The sequence below is a fragment of the Candidatus Mesenet endosymbiont of Agriotes lineatus genome, assembly GCF_964019585.1.
GTDB lineage: Bacteria > Pseudomonadota > Alphaproteobacteria > Rickettsiales > Anaplasmataceae > Mesenet.
Window position 1 is genome coordinate 101,532 of sequence record NZ_OZ026454.1, and the last position, 16,610, is coordinate 118,141.

Consider the following 16,610-nt stretch of genomic DNA (forward strand, 5'->3'; position numbering starts at 1 on the left):
AAAAATATGTTACATAAAATAGTGGACTTACAAAGCATAAAAACATCAGTACTTCTATTGTCAGATTGAGCTTTGATTTTTGTGCAAAAAAGATATATTAAAGCAATTCAACATTTATATTATGAGTTTCATTAATGCCATAGTTTTTGCATTTTTTGGTGGTATTATTCTAAATTGTATGCCATGTGTTTTCCCTGTTCTTTCACTAAAATTTCTTTCAATTTTAAAAAAAGCTAAAGGTCCTAGTAGCCTTACAATAAGAATTGAAGGGATTGCCTATACTATTGGTGTGCTGCTTAGCATGTTTATATTAGCAATTTTGTTATTAATACTGCGTAGCATGGGTAATTCAGTAGGCTGGGGATATCAAATGCAGTCTCCTATATTCATATTAGTACTGCTATACCTTATGTTTTTAATAGGATTATCCTTTTCTGGGTTTTATGACATTCCCTCTATTTTACCTAACTTTGGCAGCAAATACACAAATCAATCAAGTTACATTGGCAGTTTTTGCACTGGGGTACTTGCAATTTTAGTTGCAACTCCATGTTCTGCACCATTTATGGCATCTGCTATAGGTTTTGCGTTAACTCAACCAACTTTATACTTTTCGCTTATTTTTCAAGCATTAGGACTTGGTATAGCTTTTCCTTATCTTTTCATATCATTCTTTCCCACTATTCTTAAATTCTTGCCAAAACCAGGGCAATGGATGGAGACTGTTAAACAATTTCTAGCTTTTCCAATGTATCTCTCAAGCATCTGGTTGTTTTGGGTACTGGTTAAGGAGTCAAATGTTAACATTATACTGCCCGCACTAACAGGACTTTTACTTCTAGTTTTTAGTATTTGGGTACTTACTAAATTAAGTTCGAGAATTTATATAATTATGCTTCTAATCTTTCTGAATTTGCTTCCGTTTGCCATAGTAAAAAATATGGCACATGTACAAGATAATAAAATTTTCTCTGTAGATGCACTTACAAGCCTAGTTCAAAATGGACATAATGTTTTAGTTGCAGTAGGTGCTGATTGGTGTATGACATGTAAGATTAATGAGCATTTGCTAGCATCAAAGGATGTGCAAACCCTTTTCAAAAGCAAAAATGTTCTATATATGAAGTTAGATTGGACAAAAAAAGATGAAAAAATTACTAAATATCTACTAAAGTTCAAAAGGGGTGGGGTGCCTCTGTATGTATTATATTTTCATAATAAAGAAGGAAAAGTTCTACCACAAATTCTCAATAAAAAAGCACTGGTATCTGAATTACAATGATTTTTGTCTTTGAAAAATTCAAAAATCTTAAAGCTAAAAACATAATCTATTGACTAAATAGCTAAAATGTTTAAAATAAGTCGGAATTTCTATATGGAATAATTAAAATGAGTAGAGTATGCAGTGTAACTGGTAGAACAAAATCTTTCGGTAATAAGGTATCCCATTCAAACCGTAAGACTAAGCGTACTTTTTTGTTGAATTTGCACAACGTTTCTTTAAGAAGTGAGATTTTAAACAAAAAATTCAAAGAACGTATAGCAACAAAGGCTTTAAGGACAATAGACTACAAAGGTGGATTTGATCAATATTTATTAAGTGCTGCTAAAGAGGGTTTAAGCTTAAAAGCACAAAAGATAAAAAATAAGCTAAAGAAGCTAATTTCAGCAGAGCAAAAGATAGAGGTCCAATTTAAAGGTTTAATTTTAAAAATAAGGAAAATAGAGATACAACTTAAGGGATTGGTGCCAGGAAGGCACAAAACGGAAATTCGACTTAAAAATTTAATTGCAAAAATACCCAAGATAGAGTTACAGCTTGAGAAAGTTGGTCTGAGGGCACAAGAAGTGGCAGTACATTCTGAAGAGTCAGATGCAAAAAAGATGAAAACAGAACTTGAAGAGTTAAAATTAAGAGCGCAGAAAATAAAAACACAACTTGAAAATAAGAAATTTTTATAAATAAATATGAAAAGTAAGCCTGAGTGGTTAAGGGTTAAAGCTCCATCTGGTGGTGTTTTTAATGAAACTTTAAATATAGTTAAGTTATATAATTTACATACAGTATGTGAAGAAGCAGCATGTCCCAATATTGGAGAATGTTGGAATAAGCGTCATGCAACAGTGATGATTTTAGGATCAGTGTGTACGCGTGCTTGTGCATTTTGTAATGTTGCAACAGGAACTCCTGATAAGCTTGATCCTCATGAGCCAGAAAATTTGGCAATCGCTGTAAAAAAATTAGGTTTAAAGCATGTTGTAATTACTTCTGTTGACAGGGATGATCTTCCAGATGGTGGAGCTGAGCAATTTATCAGATGCATAGAGGAAATAAGAAAAATTAATTCCAGTACAACAGTGGAAATTTTAACACCAGACTTTTTAAATAAAGAAGGGGTAATTGAAAAAATAGCAAAAGTAAGCCCAGATGTTTATAATCATAACGTCGAAACGGTGCCTAGATTATACGCTAAAATTAGACCACGTGCTCGCTATTTTCATTCTTTGTTTTTACTTAAAAAAGTTAAGCAAAATAATTATGATATTTTTACTAAATCTGGGCTTATGGTTGGTCTTGGGGAGACAAAAGAAGAAATACTGCAGGTTATGGATGACTTGCGTGCAGCTGATGTAGATTTTATCACAATTGGACAATATCTCAGGCCTACACCTAAGCATGCCAAAGTTGATCGCTATGTTACTCCAGAAGAATTTGAATACTATAAATACGCAGCTTATTCCAAGGGATTTCAAATGGTATCATCAAGCCCTTTAACTAGATCCTCATATCATGCCGAAGAAGATTTTAATAGACTAAAAGCTGCTAAAAAATTCGCTTTATAGCATAAAGCTTTATTTTTTAGTAAACTCTATATTAGATTAGACTATGTCAACATTATTCATCTGCTTTGGTTACTTTAATTTTGATTATATAGCAAATCCCATTAGCAACAGGACTATTAAAAGGCACGATTGAAGCTAAATTTATGGATCGTTTTATAATTCTAGATTTTCAAGTATTCCAAAAATATGGTTCAAATCCGGGGAATATGGAGAAAGCAAATAGCAGCTTCTATTAACACTTTTGTTTTTTGTGAAAAGCAGCATGTATGGTAACTTAGGCAGCGAGGACATATAAAGTGATAATGCATTTTTTTGCAAGTTGAGGGTCTATAGCTCACACATGATAGATTGCCCCAAGTAAGGTTGTGTGATAAAAAGGTATATTAGGTAAAAGAGGAGTTAAAACCATATAGTGAAGATTTGAGAGAACGAGTTTAAAAAGTGAAAGAAAGATGAGCATGAAAAAGAGATGTTCAATATCGACAATATACCGATGGCGTAAGATGAGGAGATAATGTAAAACCAGCTTTTAAAAAGGAGATAGTCATACAATCAAAAATATAGATGATTTTAACAAATTTTTATATAAAAATCAGGATATTACAGTTGACCAAATAATCGAAAAATTTGGTAAAAAGCACAGTATTGCAAAAAAGTTGGTTATACATATAAATTTCTGTATCAGGAAAGAGATGGGAAAAAGCGTAAAGAATTTATAGAAAAAGCAGCTAAAATAAACAAAGAAGACTTAATATTTATAGATGAATCTGGCATTGATGATAACGCATTTATGCATATGGATGGGCTGCAAAAGGTTATTTGCTGATAGGCCTGAATTCAAAAGAAAAAGAATTAGTATTATTGGAGCATTGAATCAGGGAAGGATTGTAGCGCCAATGATATTTGAAAGTTACTGTAACAGTGAAATTTTTGAAGCCTATGTCGAGAATACTCTTGTTCCAGTATTAAAGCCAGGACAAACTATAATTATGGATAATGCAAGCTTTCATAAATCCATAAAAATAAGAGAATTAATAGAAAATTCTGGCTGTAAATTAATGTTTTTACCGCCATATTCCCCTGATTTAAATCCTATTGAACATATTTGGTTTACCATTAAACACGCTGTGAGAAAAACACTACCAACCTTTTGGCCAAACATTAACGATGCTATTGATTTTATATTCCAAAAATCCGGGAATTGGGTTAGTTATACTTTAAATCAAACGTACTGTGAGAGCTGTGTTTATAAATAAACTAAAGTAGATCTAATACTAAAGCTGAAGCTAACTACATAAAAGATATTTTTAAGTATTTGCTTGGCAAAGAGCTTAAAGAATTTAAATTAATACTAGATTGCTATATCAAGTTATATGCTGCTTTTACAAAGATACTAAATGTAGTTGAGATAGAGAAGACACTGGCTACTTTAAAATCTAACTTAGAAGAAGTTGAAAATGAGTTTAAACATTTAAAAGAAAACCAAAAAGCTTCTTTTAAGGATTACTCTCTATCTTTAAAAAGGAGAGAGGAAAAACTAAAATTGATGAGGTAAAAATAATTTTAACTCTATTATTAACGATTTATATAAACATATCAATATTCCTGTATTTTCTTATTCAGATATACCTAGCATTGATAACATAGGTAAAACAAAAAATGCTTTAGTAAAATATATTCCTGATCTATTTAAAGAAAAATGTGAGGATGGTTCTGTAATAAACAAAAGATTTACTATAATCGTAAATTGTACTTTGCATAAAAATGGTTACACAATAAAAGTTGCTGAGGTAATAGGTGCATGTGTACAAATTAGAAGATAAACAGTGTTTGTTCACACACTATAGATACTTTTTAGGTTATGCTATAAAGAGCAGTTATATAATTTTATTAGATCAGGTTTAAATTACTGCAACTTAATACTAATAAAAATTGGGATAACAACTTATTAAAGTTAATAACTCCTTTTAAAGGAAATTATTGACATTGGGTTAAATTCTTAATAAGATTTTATAAAAAGATTCATTTTTTAGAGGGAGAGAAAAGCAAATATATTTCTGAAGCCTAAAAGAATAATTTTAATATTAAGTAATACTTATGTCAGATTCAGCCATAAATATACAAAAGCTAAACCCAGATGTAGAGGGCATTTTAAGTGCTGCACAGTCATTATTTTCTGATCTTAGAGAAAAAGATAGTAATGGTGTCATTGAAGAGATTAAAGAGTTAGATCAAAAATTATATCCAATTCAAAAGAGCGTTTTGAGCAAAATGCTAGAGCATATAAGAGATAGTAAAAATCCTAACATGCTACTTGACATAGCTACGGGGTTTGGTAAGTCATTTATTCAAATATCATTCGCTGGTATCTTAGAGAATACTAAAACTGATTATAGGATAGTGGTTCCTGATAATTTAATATTGCAGTTTGAAAATGATGTTGACAAGCTCTTTTCTAGCAAAACTGCTGAACAAATAAAAAGTAAAATAAAAGGACACAAAGAATTCTTTATAGAAAACTGGCAAAAAACACAACAGCTTCCAAAATCGACATTTTTGATGATTGATGAAGTAGATTCGGCAACAACAGAAGATCTATGTAGATTGCGCTTTAAATCTTTAGAAAATGAGTATCCATGTGTAAGTCTTAGTGCAACATCACAAGAGTGGTTGTATAGGAGCATTAAGGAGGCTCAAGGCAAGGTTATCAGTATTTCTTTAGAAGAAAAAATAAGGGAGATGGGAATTATCCCAGCACATTCGATAAATGCTACGGCAAGTAGCGTTATGAAAAGGACTAATAAAAGATCTGGTTTCCTGCCATATGCTTGCATTATAGTAACATCATATCTGTTAACTTTATTATTTAAAATCTATTTGAATTCTTATACTATAGAAGGTTTTACTCATTTATCTACCTTATACAATTTTTATAATTTTTATCTTAATACATTTATATATCACCCTGTCATAGGACAGATATCACTTATTATCATTGCTTTGCCTATTATATCGCTTGTTAACCTAGTAGTGAATAAAATGGCTGATAGGGATATATCTGGTAGATTTATAGCAAATTTGGCAGATACAAAAGCTTCTAGTCCAGCTCATGAAGACGTTTATAAAACTGAAGAGACTTTCATATATAAGAAAACGGATTCTGGATATAAGGATACAAACATTCAAAGCCCTAGAGGAAAAAAATCTTTAGTTTTGGCGTGCAACTATGATGTGATTAGAAATTTAAGTTTCATCTATCGAGATGAAAAAAATGAAATATATAAAAATGGTAAGTTATTGAGTTTAAGTAAGGCTCACGACCAATATAAGTTAGGAAAAGATTTCGGTGAAAAATATGATTTCTCTTATAAAGAATCGCAGAGAAATTATTGTGTAGTGCAGCTTAAAGAAGAAATAAGAAAAAATAATCGTCACATAAAAAGAGATCAGATAGATAAAATAGATTTTAGTGATACTTCAACTTACTCAGAATATAGAGTAATGCATGGCATAATCAATAGTACCCTTTTAGCGTTATTACAAGAGTGTTATGACGATCAAGGCAACAAAAAATATGACAACGTTATTGCGCTGAAGAAAGCAAGAGAAGAAAGACCAGATGAGCTATATAAAGACGTAAAAAATGCACTTAAAGATGATAAAATAAATGAAGAAAATATAATAAAACATCTTAAAGACAAGGGGTTTCAAGGTGACCTACTTGCTGAAATGACAGAGAGCATTGAGTGTGTAGTGGGAGCTTTAAATACAAACTTGTATTCCATAGTAAAAAATTGGGAACTTGATAGAAGACTCCATAATATGATGAAAGTAGGAGATGAATATCAAGTATTAGATGATTTATGTGATGAGTTTAAAAGAATGACGAAAAGTACACCTGGTTCTTTTGGTTTTTCAACTCGACTAAAAAGCAAGTATACTAAATTCCATGATCTTTCCAATGACTATTTTGATGACATATACAAAACTCAACTAGAGCAGTATTTAAAAAAGGAATTTGGGTTAGAAATTAGTGAATCCATAGTAGAAAAGATATATAGTTTGCTGCAATCTCAAGATTATCCAGCTCTAGCCCTACTATTAAAAGAGCACAATTTTATAGAAAAGATAAATGTAAATAAAGATAAATTCCCTTTATATAAACTAAGAGAAATATGTAAAAAAAACAAGATTATTTTTGATAATTTAAGCAACTTAAAAATAAATGGGCCATTTATTGGCTTTGATGAAGAGAAAAAACCTATAGCATATCGATACACGTCAGAAGAAGTGACTAAGTTATTTACTGAAGGCTGGATAGGCACACTTGTGGATCCATCAAAGTCTATAGGGTTTAGTGATCCTACTCTACAAAATGTCGCTATGCTCATAAATGAAAGCGACGATGAAATTAATAATCCAGACAAGATTTGCCAAAGCTATGGTAGAAATAGAGGATTAGATACAACTCAACAACCGTTTTTTAGAATGATCACACGTCAAGGCGTAAAATTGTGCTTTGACGTAGAAAAATTGATGGCAAGAGACGTTACTTTACTGCTATTTAAGGCTAGAAAAAAATACAATAAAGAACTCTTAAAAACAATCAATGCAGAAATTTCAGAAGAAATAATTCAGTATATCAGTAATTATGTAGATAATAGAAAAGAAATAGATAATAAACTTCGTGATGAAGATAAAGAATTCATTAATGATTTTATAATAAAAAAGCTTGTAGATTTAGACAACAGAAATGATCACGATTGGGAAAAGACAAAAAAAGAGTCTCGTCGCATTTTAAAAAATGTGAAGAAAAATCTCACTTCTTATGAAAAAAATATAAAAAACCAAGGTAAACCAAGCGTATTATATGCAGTTCCATATTATATTGCTTATATCTTTAGTAAGATCCTCTACTATCCGTGGACCGTGCCTAGCTATTTAGTGTGCTTCCTTGGAACAATCGGTAAAAATAAAATAATAGATGGTGTTGCAAGTGCAGAGGCAACATATGTTCATATAATTAAAAATTACACCTTTGCAAACAGTATTGAAAACCGAAAGATAATAGAGAAGCTTTTAGAATTATCACAAGATAAAGATGATTTGTTCAACAAACTTCTAGATAGCTCAATATGTAAAAAAGCGCTTAAGAACATTATTTTACCGCTACAGGATGAGTATATTTTAACAATATTAAATTCTATTTATCCAAGTGAGAACAATGATGACAAAGTAAAGAAAATACGATCGCTTTTTGATAAGATAAAAAATAAAGAAGAAATAAAAACTGATAGCGACACAATTAATTACATATTAGAAATCAGCAGAGAAATTGTAGCTGCTCAAGCTTGGTATCACGACTCTAGTAGTATAGTTGATGTTGAGCTGCCAAAGTTAAAGAATGACAATGAGATATTTTATATTAGAAATGTCGGTAATGCAGGGAAATTTTTTTCGAGTTTCTTTTACCATAGCGATGGAAAGTTTAGTTTAAATAATGAAGAAGGGAAAGAGTATAGAAAAAGTTATGGTAATTCAGGATTACAAACATTTATATTTTTCATAAAATGGTTTCCACTACTTGTAGTCTTTCCACAGGTTCCATATTTGTGTACGGCTAATGTAAAAATAGCGTCAGCTGTAAGTACCATTATAATCTGTATTCCACTGATGGCTTTTGTCTTTGGTTGTCCAGAAAAATTTAGATCTATTATTTTCAATAAACAAATTTCTGCTTGTAATGAACTAGAATTTATTGCAAATAAGGAGAAAGTTCCATTTATAAAAGAAGCATCTAATATAATTGAAGATGGAATTCGTTCTCGATTGAAGAACATTGAACCACTTACTAAAGATGATATTGAGAACGGAAATGGTGAACACACAAATCCTATAAATGTGTATTTTGCAGAGCAAAAAAGTCACTTAGTAACGCCAATATAACTACTATTAGTGTGTTAATATGAAAGTATTTGTCTAATTAGAGGTTCCAAAAGGCTGTTTGTAATTTAATCGTGCGTCATTTACCAATAGCTTTATAAGAATGCTAATCTTGTTATATAAAATTAATAATATTAATTATAATCAGCTAAAGTCGATGGTATGAAAGGATTCTATGCTCTGTGAACAGCTATGAAAGGATAAGATAGAGAAAAAATATAAAACAGCTTAACCGTGAATTAGAGCTTATCCACAAAGCAGTAAATTCAAGAATATTCCCAACTTAACATAGCCTTACTCATAGCTAAATATATAAGAGGGAGTGTTCTCCAAACTGGGTCAAAAACTCAACTAAATTTTCAATCTGTTAGGAAAGAAAATATCAAGCTGAGAGATGGTTAAAGCCCAATTTAGTATAGTCCAATTTTGCTCTATTTTTTTTATAGCACAATATAATTCAAGGCATTTGTAATTGGTTTTTTCCTGATTTGCCCATTCAATTGGATGGTAGTATAAACCTAACCGGATCAGAATACTTAAAATAGCCAGTTTCCCAATTATTCTGCCATAGGATTCCCCATTTTTCTTCTAATTTAAGCATTCAGCTATTTCTCTATTTGAAGCCTTTCTTCAAATCATCCATTTTGCTGGATACATATTTTAATGAGTTCCTTATCTCATATACAATTGCACTTCTGCGTTGGTTGTTTATGGCTGTAGGAAAGCTTTTAATACACAAATTCCACACTTTGAGATCATTCCCTAACTAAAACCTTCGCTTTCAGCTAGATAAAAACCTCTTTTTTTGATCTATGCCAAGTATATTATTTGCTTACTTTAACTTTAAAAAATCATAAAAATTATTGGGTAAGTAATTGCGCCACTCATTGGTAACAATTTATCGGTAATATTGCTGCTGCTGATATCTTATCGACTTGATAACTTTGCAAACATACTAAGAATTTTTGCTTCGGATGTAAATTAGTCTGTCTTTTTTTGACTACCTGTGGCTCTATCTCATAAGCTCAAATGAATCTGTGTTTTGAACTTTTCTACTTCTTCATTCTCATTTATTTTCTATTTCACCTTCTAAACTTGCTTCTATTGATCAGAGGCTCCTCCTTTGCCAGTTAGCAACCTCGGATGGACGATAATATATTAACTCTTTATAATCTACTAATCCACTGGTTTTATTCGATGTTTTTTCGTCCATTCCATGTTTTATATTAATATTTTTCTTGTTTGATCCAGTTTGTTGCACGTTCTCAAATCTCTCACATATGCCATTAGTTTGTGGAGAGTTGGCTTTAGTTCTAGAATGTTTTCTATTTTCAAATAAAGTTCTGGCTTGCCACTGTACCACAGAACGCGTAGCCTCATCAAAAAATTCTATCATTAAGAAGGTCTGCAATTATAAAGGCTACCTAAGAGTAAGTATCAATTGCTTGATATTACAAAATAATAAGTATCTTAAATATCCTGAGTGTCAATTTCACCATCTTTGTTCTTTAATTTTTTCTAAAGCTGCAATTCTGTTAGAATTATTCCATCTTGCATGACTTTTGCTTCTAGTGCCTTAAGTCTTTTCTTAAAAGTTTCAAGATCATTTCTTACCCACACAGATCTCACTCCACCTTCAGATATTATTATTCCCCTTTTTCTTAGCTCATTTTTTCTTGTCCATATGCTGGAAATTCTACTGCTACACTGCTCTTTCTATATCCTGAGAAACTCTATTTGCTAATAGCGGTTTTTTCTTACTTATTTCATGTAATGCTTCTTCTCCACCGTTATCATATAACTCTTTGAACCTGTAAAATTTGAATAGCCCATATGCTTGAGACACATTTCCTAGTTATTTTCTAGTAATCCTAGTTTTGGTTTTAGTATTTTTGTTTGTATTGTATTCATTTCTAACACTCCTTTTTTATATTGTTTTTAACTTAAGACCCGCTGAGAAACGGTATGCAACTAATTTCAGCAGCAACAACAGCAAGAATCAATTAAAACTCATGCCTGAGGTTTGCGAGACCAGCAATTATGTTAAATCTCATGTTGTATTTCTTCTGAAAATTGCGATAGGTATGCGACATGATTTTAAAAATCTTAATTTCACGGATTTTATGCTCCACTTTCATCCTAAATGATGCCAGCTTCCGATTGTGCTCTTTTTGATCGTCCGTCAGCAATTTTTTTCGATACCTTTTATGCGGAATCATAACGTTACTCTGCAATTTTTGCCACCCCTGATATCCAGAATCTGCATACTTTATATTCTCTTTTGGTAACATTTTTTCCTGCTTTCATATCTTAAAATCGTGAGTTCGACCTCTGTATGACTTTGACACTGATAGAATTTGCCCATCTTCTCTTATAACGATTTCCGTTTTTATCGTGTTTACTCTTTTCTTGCCAGAATAAGACAATTTTCTTTTTTTCCTGTCTTTTGGCCGTTCTATTGGTTGTTCTGTAACATCTGCTAATATCTTCAAAATTCTTTCTGGCGTCATAGTTCTGTCCTTTTTTTTTGAGATTTTTTTAGCCAAAAGTGGTTCCATTTTCTTGAGTAATCGGCAGATGTTTGAGTTATGCAAGTTGAATCGGTAACTCAAGAATCGGTGTGTTATGTAAGTTCTATAATACAGAATTATACAAAGTATTTTGTCTTCCAACACAGGCTATTTTGATGTTCTTCCATTTCCGTTTTTTAACTTTCTCCCACTCTGGGCGCACTTTTTCTATAACCTTTTCGAATTTTCTTATTGTCAGACCTGTTACATCTTGAAAATTCCTCGGATGTTCTTTTATATTATGCTAATTTAAGCTCATCTTGCCTCACTTTTTCTTGCTCTATCTCTCTTTATATAACCATTTCTCCTCTTTTGCACCAGGCCTGGTATTGTTATTATGTTTGGCAACAGTCATATAAGAGGTGCTTATTAAGTAGTAGTAGCATAGCTGCAGGAGAGATAGAAAGAGCTGTTGTTATGCAAGTTCGCTTATTATTTAAAAACCCACGAACAGAAACTCATTTACAGATTTTAGATGATAAAAAAATCTCTCAATTATAAGGGATAGTTGGGACAATTTATTTCCAAGAGAACAAGAAAAAATCGTTCGGAAGCTAGTTAAAGCTATAAGAGTGAGTGAAAGAATCTGCATTAATCCTACAGAACTTATAAGGCTTGCTGGGAATATTGAAGAAGGATCAAATGATGGTATGGCAAATGAAGAAATATTTTTATTTACATCACTAAAATTTAATAAAAGTAGCAACCAAACAGTAATACTATCCCCTGAATTTAAAGAAGAAAAAAGTATAATTTACTTAAAGCACTAGTAAATGTGGCAAAAACTTGTGGTAAATATGGAACTATAAAGGAGCTCTATTCGCAATAGGATCAAAATACCCACAACGTGTATTAAAGCTAAACTTTCTTTCGCCAAAAATTAAAGAAGATATTTTAAATGGCTCAACAAACTTATTTCCTAACTTTTCCAGTATAAGAAATATACCAATATTGTGGCATGAACAGGAGAAGATTTTTTACGAACAGTAGGGATTGCAATTTATTCTGTAAATCTAAACATTAACATCTTCTGTACTTTAATGAATATCTTATAAATAAAAAACATCAAGAAAATAAATAAGTTGACTTAAGTAGAAATAGATGGATAGATGACCACCACTGTAGATATCAGATCTAAAATTTATATGCTACTTAAGAGTTTTATGAATAATAATGGTAATAAACGTAAGAAACGCTTAGAATCAAGAATATTGGCAAGCAAAGGACAAGCTTTACTTGATTGTGAAATAATTGAATTGTTGTTATATGCAGTGCACCCAAGCTCGTATTACAGCTAAAGAACTAATTTAAGCAGTATAGGTAAGGTTCTGAAATAGATGATTTGAAAAATATTAAAAGTGTGAATGTTGCAGTAATTTTCTGTGTGAGAGAAGCTTTAAACAGAGAGATAGATTAAAAAAACTGTATATAATTGGCAGAAATTGGTAGATTACTTAAGATTGGCCAATCGGGAATGGAAAACGTCAGGATAATATATCTAAACAAGAAATATCATTTAATAGCAGAGGAAATTCAAAACGTTGGTACAAAGTATCATTACATATAAGAGAGATTATCAAAAAAGCACTATTTAAAGGTGCAACATCAGTAATATAATCACCCAAGCGGAGATCCAAAACCTTCAGAAAATGATATTGAAATGTTTATCCTTAGCGTGTTTGGTATAGAAATGCTAGATCATGTGATTATTACTGCTGATGATCATTTTAGTTTCTATGAAAATGGATTGTTGTAGCTATAAAGGGAAATTAATACTTCTATATAACAATTTTGACTTACTTTTGATAGCTGAATTACAGAGCTTAATGAAAGCTTTTTACAACATAATCTAAACCATATGAGTATGCTGTTTCCTTTAGTTGCAAGTAATGTAAGGAAAAAAAGTAGTCTAATTTTATCTATTTAGCTAATTTCTTGAAATCTTTAGATGTCCTTTAAGAGAAAATTTAACTTACGTCTATAAACTAAATATAGCATACAAAACAGGTAGAGGGGAAAAATATGGCTGTGGAGGAAAGTTCTTTAAGTAGAGATGACATACCGGAAGATTTATGGGAAGAGCAAATAGCTAAGTGGTCTAGTGAAGAGCTAAAACTAACAAAGAATCAAAGAAAATTAAATAGTAAATTTTTAAATAAATTGAAGAATTTAAGATTGTATTTAGGAGTTTATGATTTTAACACAGACTTTGAATATGACCGTCCTGGTGCTGCAGAACTTAAGAAATTTTTAGAAGATTATGAGAATGATCAAGATTTAAAAGTAGTATTTGATCTTAAAAGGGGAGAATCAAAAACAACAGTACTACATGAAGTTGTCAACTTTAATATTGATGTCCTAGATCTATTATTGAAAGCTGGTGCTAATCCAAATGTGCAAGACAAAGATGGAAAAACACCACTGCATTATGCTGCTGAAGATTATTGTATAGAGGCTCTAAGAACTCTTTTAGATAAAGAGAATATTGATGTCAATGTACAAGATCAGTACGGAAAAACACCACTGCATTATGTTGCCGATAATAGCGGCTCCCATGAATGTGATGAGAGTATAAGTTGTCTTTTGGAGCAAGGAGCAAGAGTTGATATTCAAGATAATTATGGCAATACACCACTACATTACGCAGCTGATCGTGGATATGTTGATGGAATAGAGTTACTTATAGAAAAAAATCAAGGAATTAATCTTATAAATAAGGATAAAAATACAGCATTACATCTTGCTCTCTATAATAAAGATGTGCGGATTTCAGAATGTATTTTAGATGAAAAATATAGAGATGTAGAAGTAAATATAAGCAATAGAAAGGGATGGACACCACTGTTACTTGCTGCTCTACTAAATTCTACGCCAGTAACTCGTAAAATATTAGAAAGAGGAGCAAATATAAAATATACAGATAGCGAAGGTAATAGCGCTCTACATTATGCTGCATGTAATAGCCATACAGGAGATAATCTAAAAACTACAAAATGTGATTTACTTTCGCCAGATAATGATCCGTTAAATAGCAACAGTAATGATTATTCTGAAGATACAGCGGTGAAAAATGTAAATGAGCTTATCGCTGCAGGTATAGATGTTAATATTTGTAATAAAAATGGTAACACATCGTTGTTTTTTGCTGTTGAAGATATAAAGCCTGAAGTGGTCAAACAGCTTTTACGGCAAGGAGCAAATGTAGAAGCAGGGGATAGATATGGCTATACAGCACTTCATTATGCAGTAAAAATAAGAAGTTTAAGAATGTTAAAAATACTGCTTCCTCATCAGGTAGATAGTGATGGAATTGAGAGTGATGAAGAGATAGATGGTGAAAAAGCTAAAATTCTGCTTTCTGAGGCTGTGGATAAAAAAGGAAATACACTTTTGCATCACGCAGTTAAACTAGGATGTAGTAGGGAAATGCTTAACTTTCTTGTAAAGAATGGGATAGATATTAATGAAAAAAATAAAAATGGAGTAGCACCAATTCATATAGCTGCTAAATATGGGCATGAGCATCTTATGGATTTTTTTATAGAAAACAAAGCAGATATTAATGTTCAATGTGGAAATTTTGTAGAATCGGAAATTGAATCTGCAAAAGAAAAGTTTATTAACATGCAAGATGGCAGTGCTGATGAAAGCAGTGTTATATATATTAAAAATGATGCTAAGTACAAAAAAGCAACACCCATGTCAATAGCCACTAGCAATAGTCATAAAGATGCTGTGAAAAAGTTATTGTTGCAAGGAGCAAAGCCAAGTATTGGTAATGATAAGGGTTGGACACCTATACATATAGCGATTAGAAAAGCATTTGATAAGAATTGTGAAGAAGAAGAAAGAGAAAAAGCATATCAAATTATAGAAAAGCTAGCAGTATTTTCTAATATTGAATATTTTAGACCAAAGGATCTCATTAATAAAATGATTGCAAAAACAAAAGAGGTATTGACTGGTGGGACCAAAGGGCTACCAAACATTATACAAATGGCAAATGAAGATAGAAGAATTAGAGATATAATAGAAAGTGCTTTAAAAAGCAGAGAAAACAACCAACCATCAACTGCTCCAATAGATGAATATGCGCCTAGTGCTCCACTTGATGATAGTTTTTATGATAAGTTAGGATCTTATGTTGAAGAAATACCTGATCTTTATCCCGATTTTGTACAGGAATTTGATCAAGCACTAGAAGAAAACACTAATGTAGATATTACATGGCCTTCTGAACAAAAAAATATAGAAGAAATACCTGATAGCAAATCAGATAAGTTTTTAGATAGAATGGCTAAGGATATCGTAGAACTAAATAAAGCTGTAAATGAAGCGTTAGAGTTGGGAATAAAAATAAAACATGGTTTTGTCGATTCAGTTATGGCAGAAGTTGAACAATTGAATGGAGTAAAGGAAAACCCTAAAATTGCAAGTGATATAATTTGTAAGCTGATATCAAAAGGAGCAGATATTAGTAAATATCAGAAAATGAATGAAGAGTTGGAAGTATTATTAAGAAATCACAAGGTTAAAATGCAAAAGGCTTACTCTGAATTTTCTAGCCTGACTAGAGATTTATATGATGTAGCAACAAAAGCGACATACAAAGGTGAAGTAAGCCACGTAGAGATAGACAATACTACTTTTTATCTGGAATATTTACCAAACAGTATAATAGATACTGCTAAAATTATAGATGGAACAAAGAATTTAGGGTTAAACCAAGGGAATATAATGCTTGGTGGTAATATAATTAAAATAGGCAGTAGTGAAGTAGAAATTGAGATAAGGGATAAAGTAAGGAATTACACAAACCTTTCAAACAATAGTAACATTATGCTCACTTTTTGTACTAGCCTAGGAGAGTTAAAAGTTAAGTTATGTCATAATGTGCAAAATGAAGATGTGATCGAAATAAAAGTATGTGATCGAGAAAAATTTGAGCAATTAGTCAGCAGTCAGGAAGAGATAGGAAAGAATTGCTTATTAGGAGGATTAACTGTTTGCGATGCTATTAAGAAAGGATATTTTACAAGACCAGAAAATTCTGAAATAATACAGGATATATCTCAAGATACTGAGGAGAGGATGGATTGTATAGCTCAAGGAAATAATAAAGTAAATACAAAAAATATCTGGCAAAATATGTTAGAAACAAAAAGAGAAAGCAGTTGTGAGAGAGGGATGTAAACTATATTTTACATTTGTTGCCAATGTACGATCAGAAGTTTTAAGGAGAAAATTATTAGT

General features: G+C 31.3%; 9 protein-coding genes and 5 pseudogenes. 10 read left to right on the forward strand and 4 right to left on the reverse strand.

The genetic code is table 11. From position 1 onward, the window contains the following. Nucleotides 1-121: 121 nt before the first annotated feature. The 6 genes and pseudogenes from AACL19_RS00495 (at nucleotide 122) to AACL19_RS00520 (ending at nucleotide 8,790) form a co-directional block, all read left to right on the forward strand. Nucleotides 122-1,282: a protein-disulfide reductase DsbD family protein gene (locus tag AACL19_RS00495; RefSeq protein WP_339045834.1), complete on the forward strand. Its 1,161-nt coding sequence runs from the start codon at nucleotides 122-124 to the stop codon at nucleotides 1,280-1,282. Between the two features lie 107 nt (nucleotides 1,283-1,389). After that, nucleotides 1,390-1,689, forward strand: a pseudogene (gene rpmB, locus AACL19_RS00500) (50S ribosomal protein L28); the annotation flags it as partial. Between the two features lie 279 nt (nucleotides 1,690-1,968). Next, nucleotides 1,969-2,844: a lipoyl synthase gene (gene lipA / locus AACL19_RS00505; protein WP_339045835.1), complete on the forward strand. Its 876-nt coding sequence runs from the start codon at nucleotides 1,969-1,971 to the stop codon at nucleotides 2,842-2,844. A gap of 761 nt (nucleotides 2,845-3,605) precedes the next feature. Then, nucleotides 3,606-4,100 carry an IS630 family transposase gene (locus AACL19_RS00510; protein ID WP_339045836.1) on the forward strand — a complete coding sequence of 165 codons (495 nt, stop codon included), beginning with the start codon at nucleotides 3,606-3,608 and terminating at the stop codon, nucleotides 4,098-4,100. A 59-nt stretch (nucleotides 4,101-4,159) separates the two neighbouring features. Beyond that, nucleotides 4,160-4,399 (forward strand): hypothetical protein, encoded by a 240-nt coding sequence (locus AACL19_RS00515; RefSeq protein WP_339045837.1) that lies wholly within the window; start codon nucleotides 4,160-4,162, stop codon nucleotides 4,397-4,399. A 542-nt stretch (nucleotides 4,400-4,941) separates the two neighbouring features. Continuing rightward, a complete protein-coding gene (locus AACL19_RS00520) occupies nucleotides 4,942-8,790 on the forward strand; it encodes a DEAD/DEAH box helicase family protein (RefSeq protein ID WP_339045838.1) in 3,849 nt (1,282 codons plus the stop codon). Between the two features lie 348 nt (nucleotides 8,791-9,138). On the opposite strand, the pseudogene AACL19_RS06970 reads toward AACL19_RS00520, so the two are convergent. The 4 genes and pseudogenes from AACL19_RS06970 to AACL19_RS00535 all read right to left on the reverse strand — a co-directional run. Further along, nucleotides 9,139-9,585 (reverse strand): annotated as a pseudogene (locus tag AACL19_RS06970) (IS256 family transposase); the annotation flags it as partial. Between the two features lie 310 nt (nucleotides 9,586-9,895). Further along, nucleotides 9,896-10,183, reverse strand: coding sequence for a hypothetical protein (locus AACL19_RS00525; RefSeq protein WP_339045839.1), 288 nt, complete (start codon nucleotides 10,181-10,183; stop codon nucleotides 9,896-9,898). Between the two features lie 125 nt (nucleotides 10,184-10,308). Next, nucleotides 10,309-10,698 (reverse strand): annotated as a pseudogene (locus AACL19_RS00530) (IS481 family transposase); the annotation flags it as partial. A gap of 92 nt (nucleotides 10,699-10,790) precedes the next feature. After that, nucleotides 10,791-11,595 (reverse strand): annotated as a pseudogene (locus AACL19_RS00535) (transposase family protein). 334 nt (nucleotides 11,596-11,929) lie between these two features. Between AACL19_RS00535 and AACL19_RS00540 the strand changes: the two are divergent. The 4 genes and pseudogenes from AACL19_RS00540 (at nucleotide 11,930) to AACL19_RS00555 (ending at nucleotide 16,550) form a co-directional block, all read left to right on the forward strand. Continuing rightward, on the forward strand, nucleotides 11,930-12,127 hold the full coding sequence (locus tag AACL19_RS00540) for a hypothetical protein (RefSeq protein ID WP_339045361.1): 198 nt from the start codon (nucleotides 11,930-11,932) through the stop codon (nucleotides 12,125-12,127). 393 nt (nucleotides 12,128-12,520) lie between these two features. Then, a complete protein-coding gene (locus AACL19_RS00545; RefSeq protein ID WP_339045362.1) occupies nucleotides 12,521-12,655 on the forward strand; it encodes a hypothetical protein in 135 nt (44 codons plus the stop codon). A gap of 329 nt (nucleotides 12,656-12,984) precedes the next feature. Next, nucleotides 12,985-13,113, forward strand: a pseudogene (locus AACL19_RS00550) (JAB domain-containing protein); the annotation flags it as partial. Between the two features lie 266 nt (nucleotides 13,114-13,379). Beyond that, the gene (locus tag AACL19_RS00555; protein WP_339045364.1) at nucleotides 13,380-16,550 is read left to right on the forward strand and encodes an ankyrin repeat domain-containing protein; all 3,171 of its coding nucleotides are present in this window, start codon (nucleotides 13,380-13,382) and stop codon (nucleotides 16,548-16,550) included. Nucleotides 16,551-16,610 lie beyond the last annotated feature (60 nt).

What these genes read in the sequence shown, in the direction of transcription:
- AACL19_RS00555 (WP_339045364.1), top strand. Translation starts at nt 13,380, where the DNA reads ATGGCTGTGGAGGAAAGTTCTTTAAGTAGAGATGACATACCGGAAGAT.
- AACL19_RS00525 (WP_339045839.1), bottom strand. Translation starts at nt 10,183, where the DNA reads ATGATAGAATTTTTTGATGAGGCTACGCGTTCTGTGGTACAGTGGCAA.
- AACL19_RS00510 (WP_339045836.1), top strand. Translation starts at nt 3,606, where the DNA reads ATGAATCTGGCATTGATGATAACGCATTTATGCATATGGATGGGCTGC.
- lipA (WP_339045835.1), top strand. Translation starts at nt 1,969, where the DNA reads ATGAAAAGTAAGCCTGAGTGGTTAAGGGTTAAAGCTCCATCTGGTGGT.
- AACL19_RS00545 (WP_339045362.1), top strand. Translation starts at nt 12,521, where the DNA reads ATGAATAATAATGGTAATAAACGTAAGAAACGCTTAGAATCAAGAATA.
- AACL19_RS00520 (WP_339045838.1), top strand. Translation starts at nt 4,942, where the DNA reads ATGTCAGATTCAGCCATAAATATACAAAAGCTAAACCCAGATGTAGAG.
- AACL19_RS00495 (WP_339045834.1), top strand. Translation starts at nt 122, where the DNA reads ATGAGTTTCATTAATGCCATAGTTTTTGCATTTTTTGGTGGTATTATT.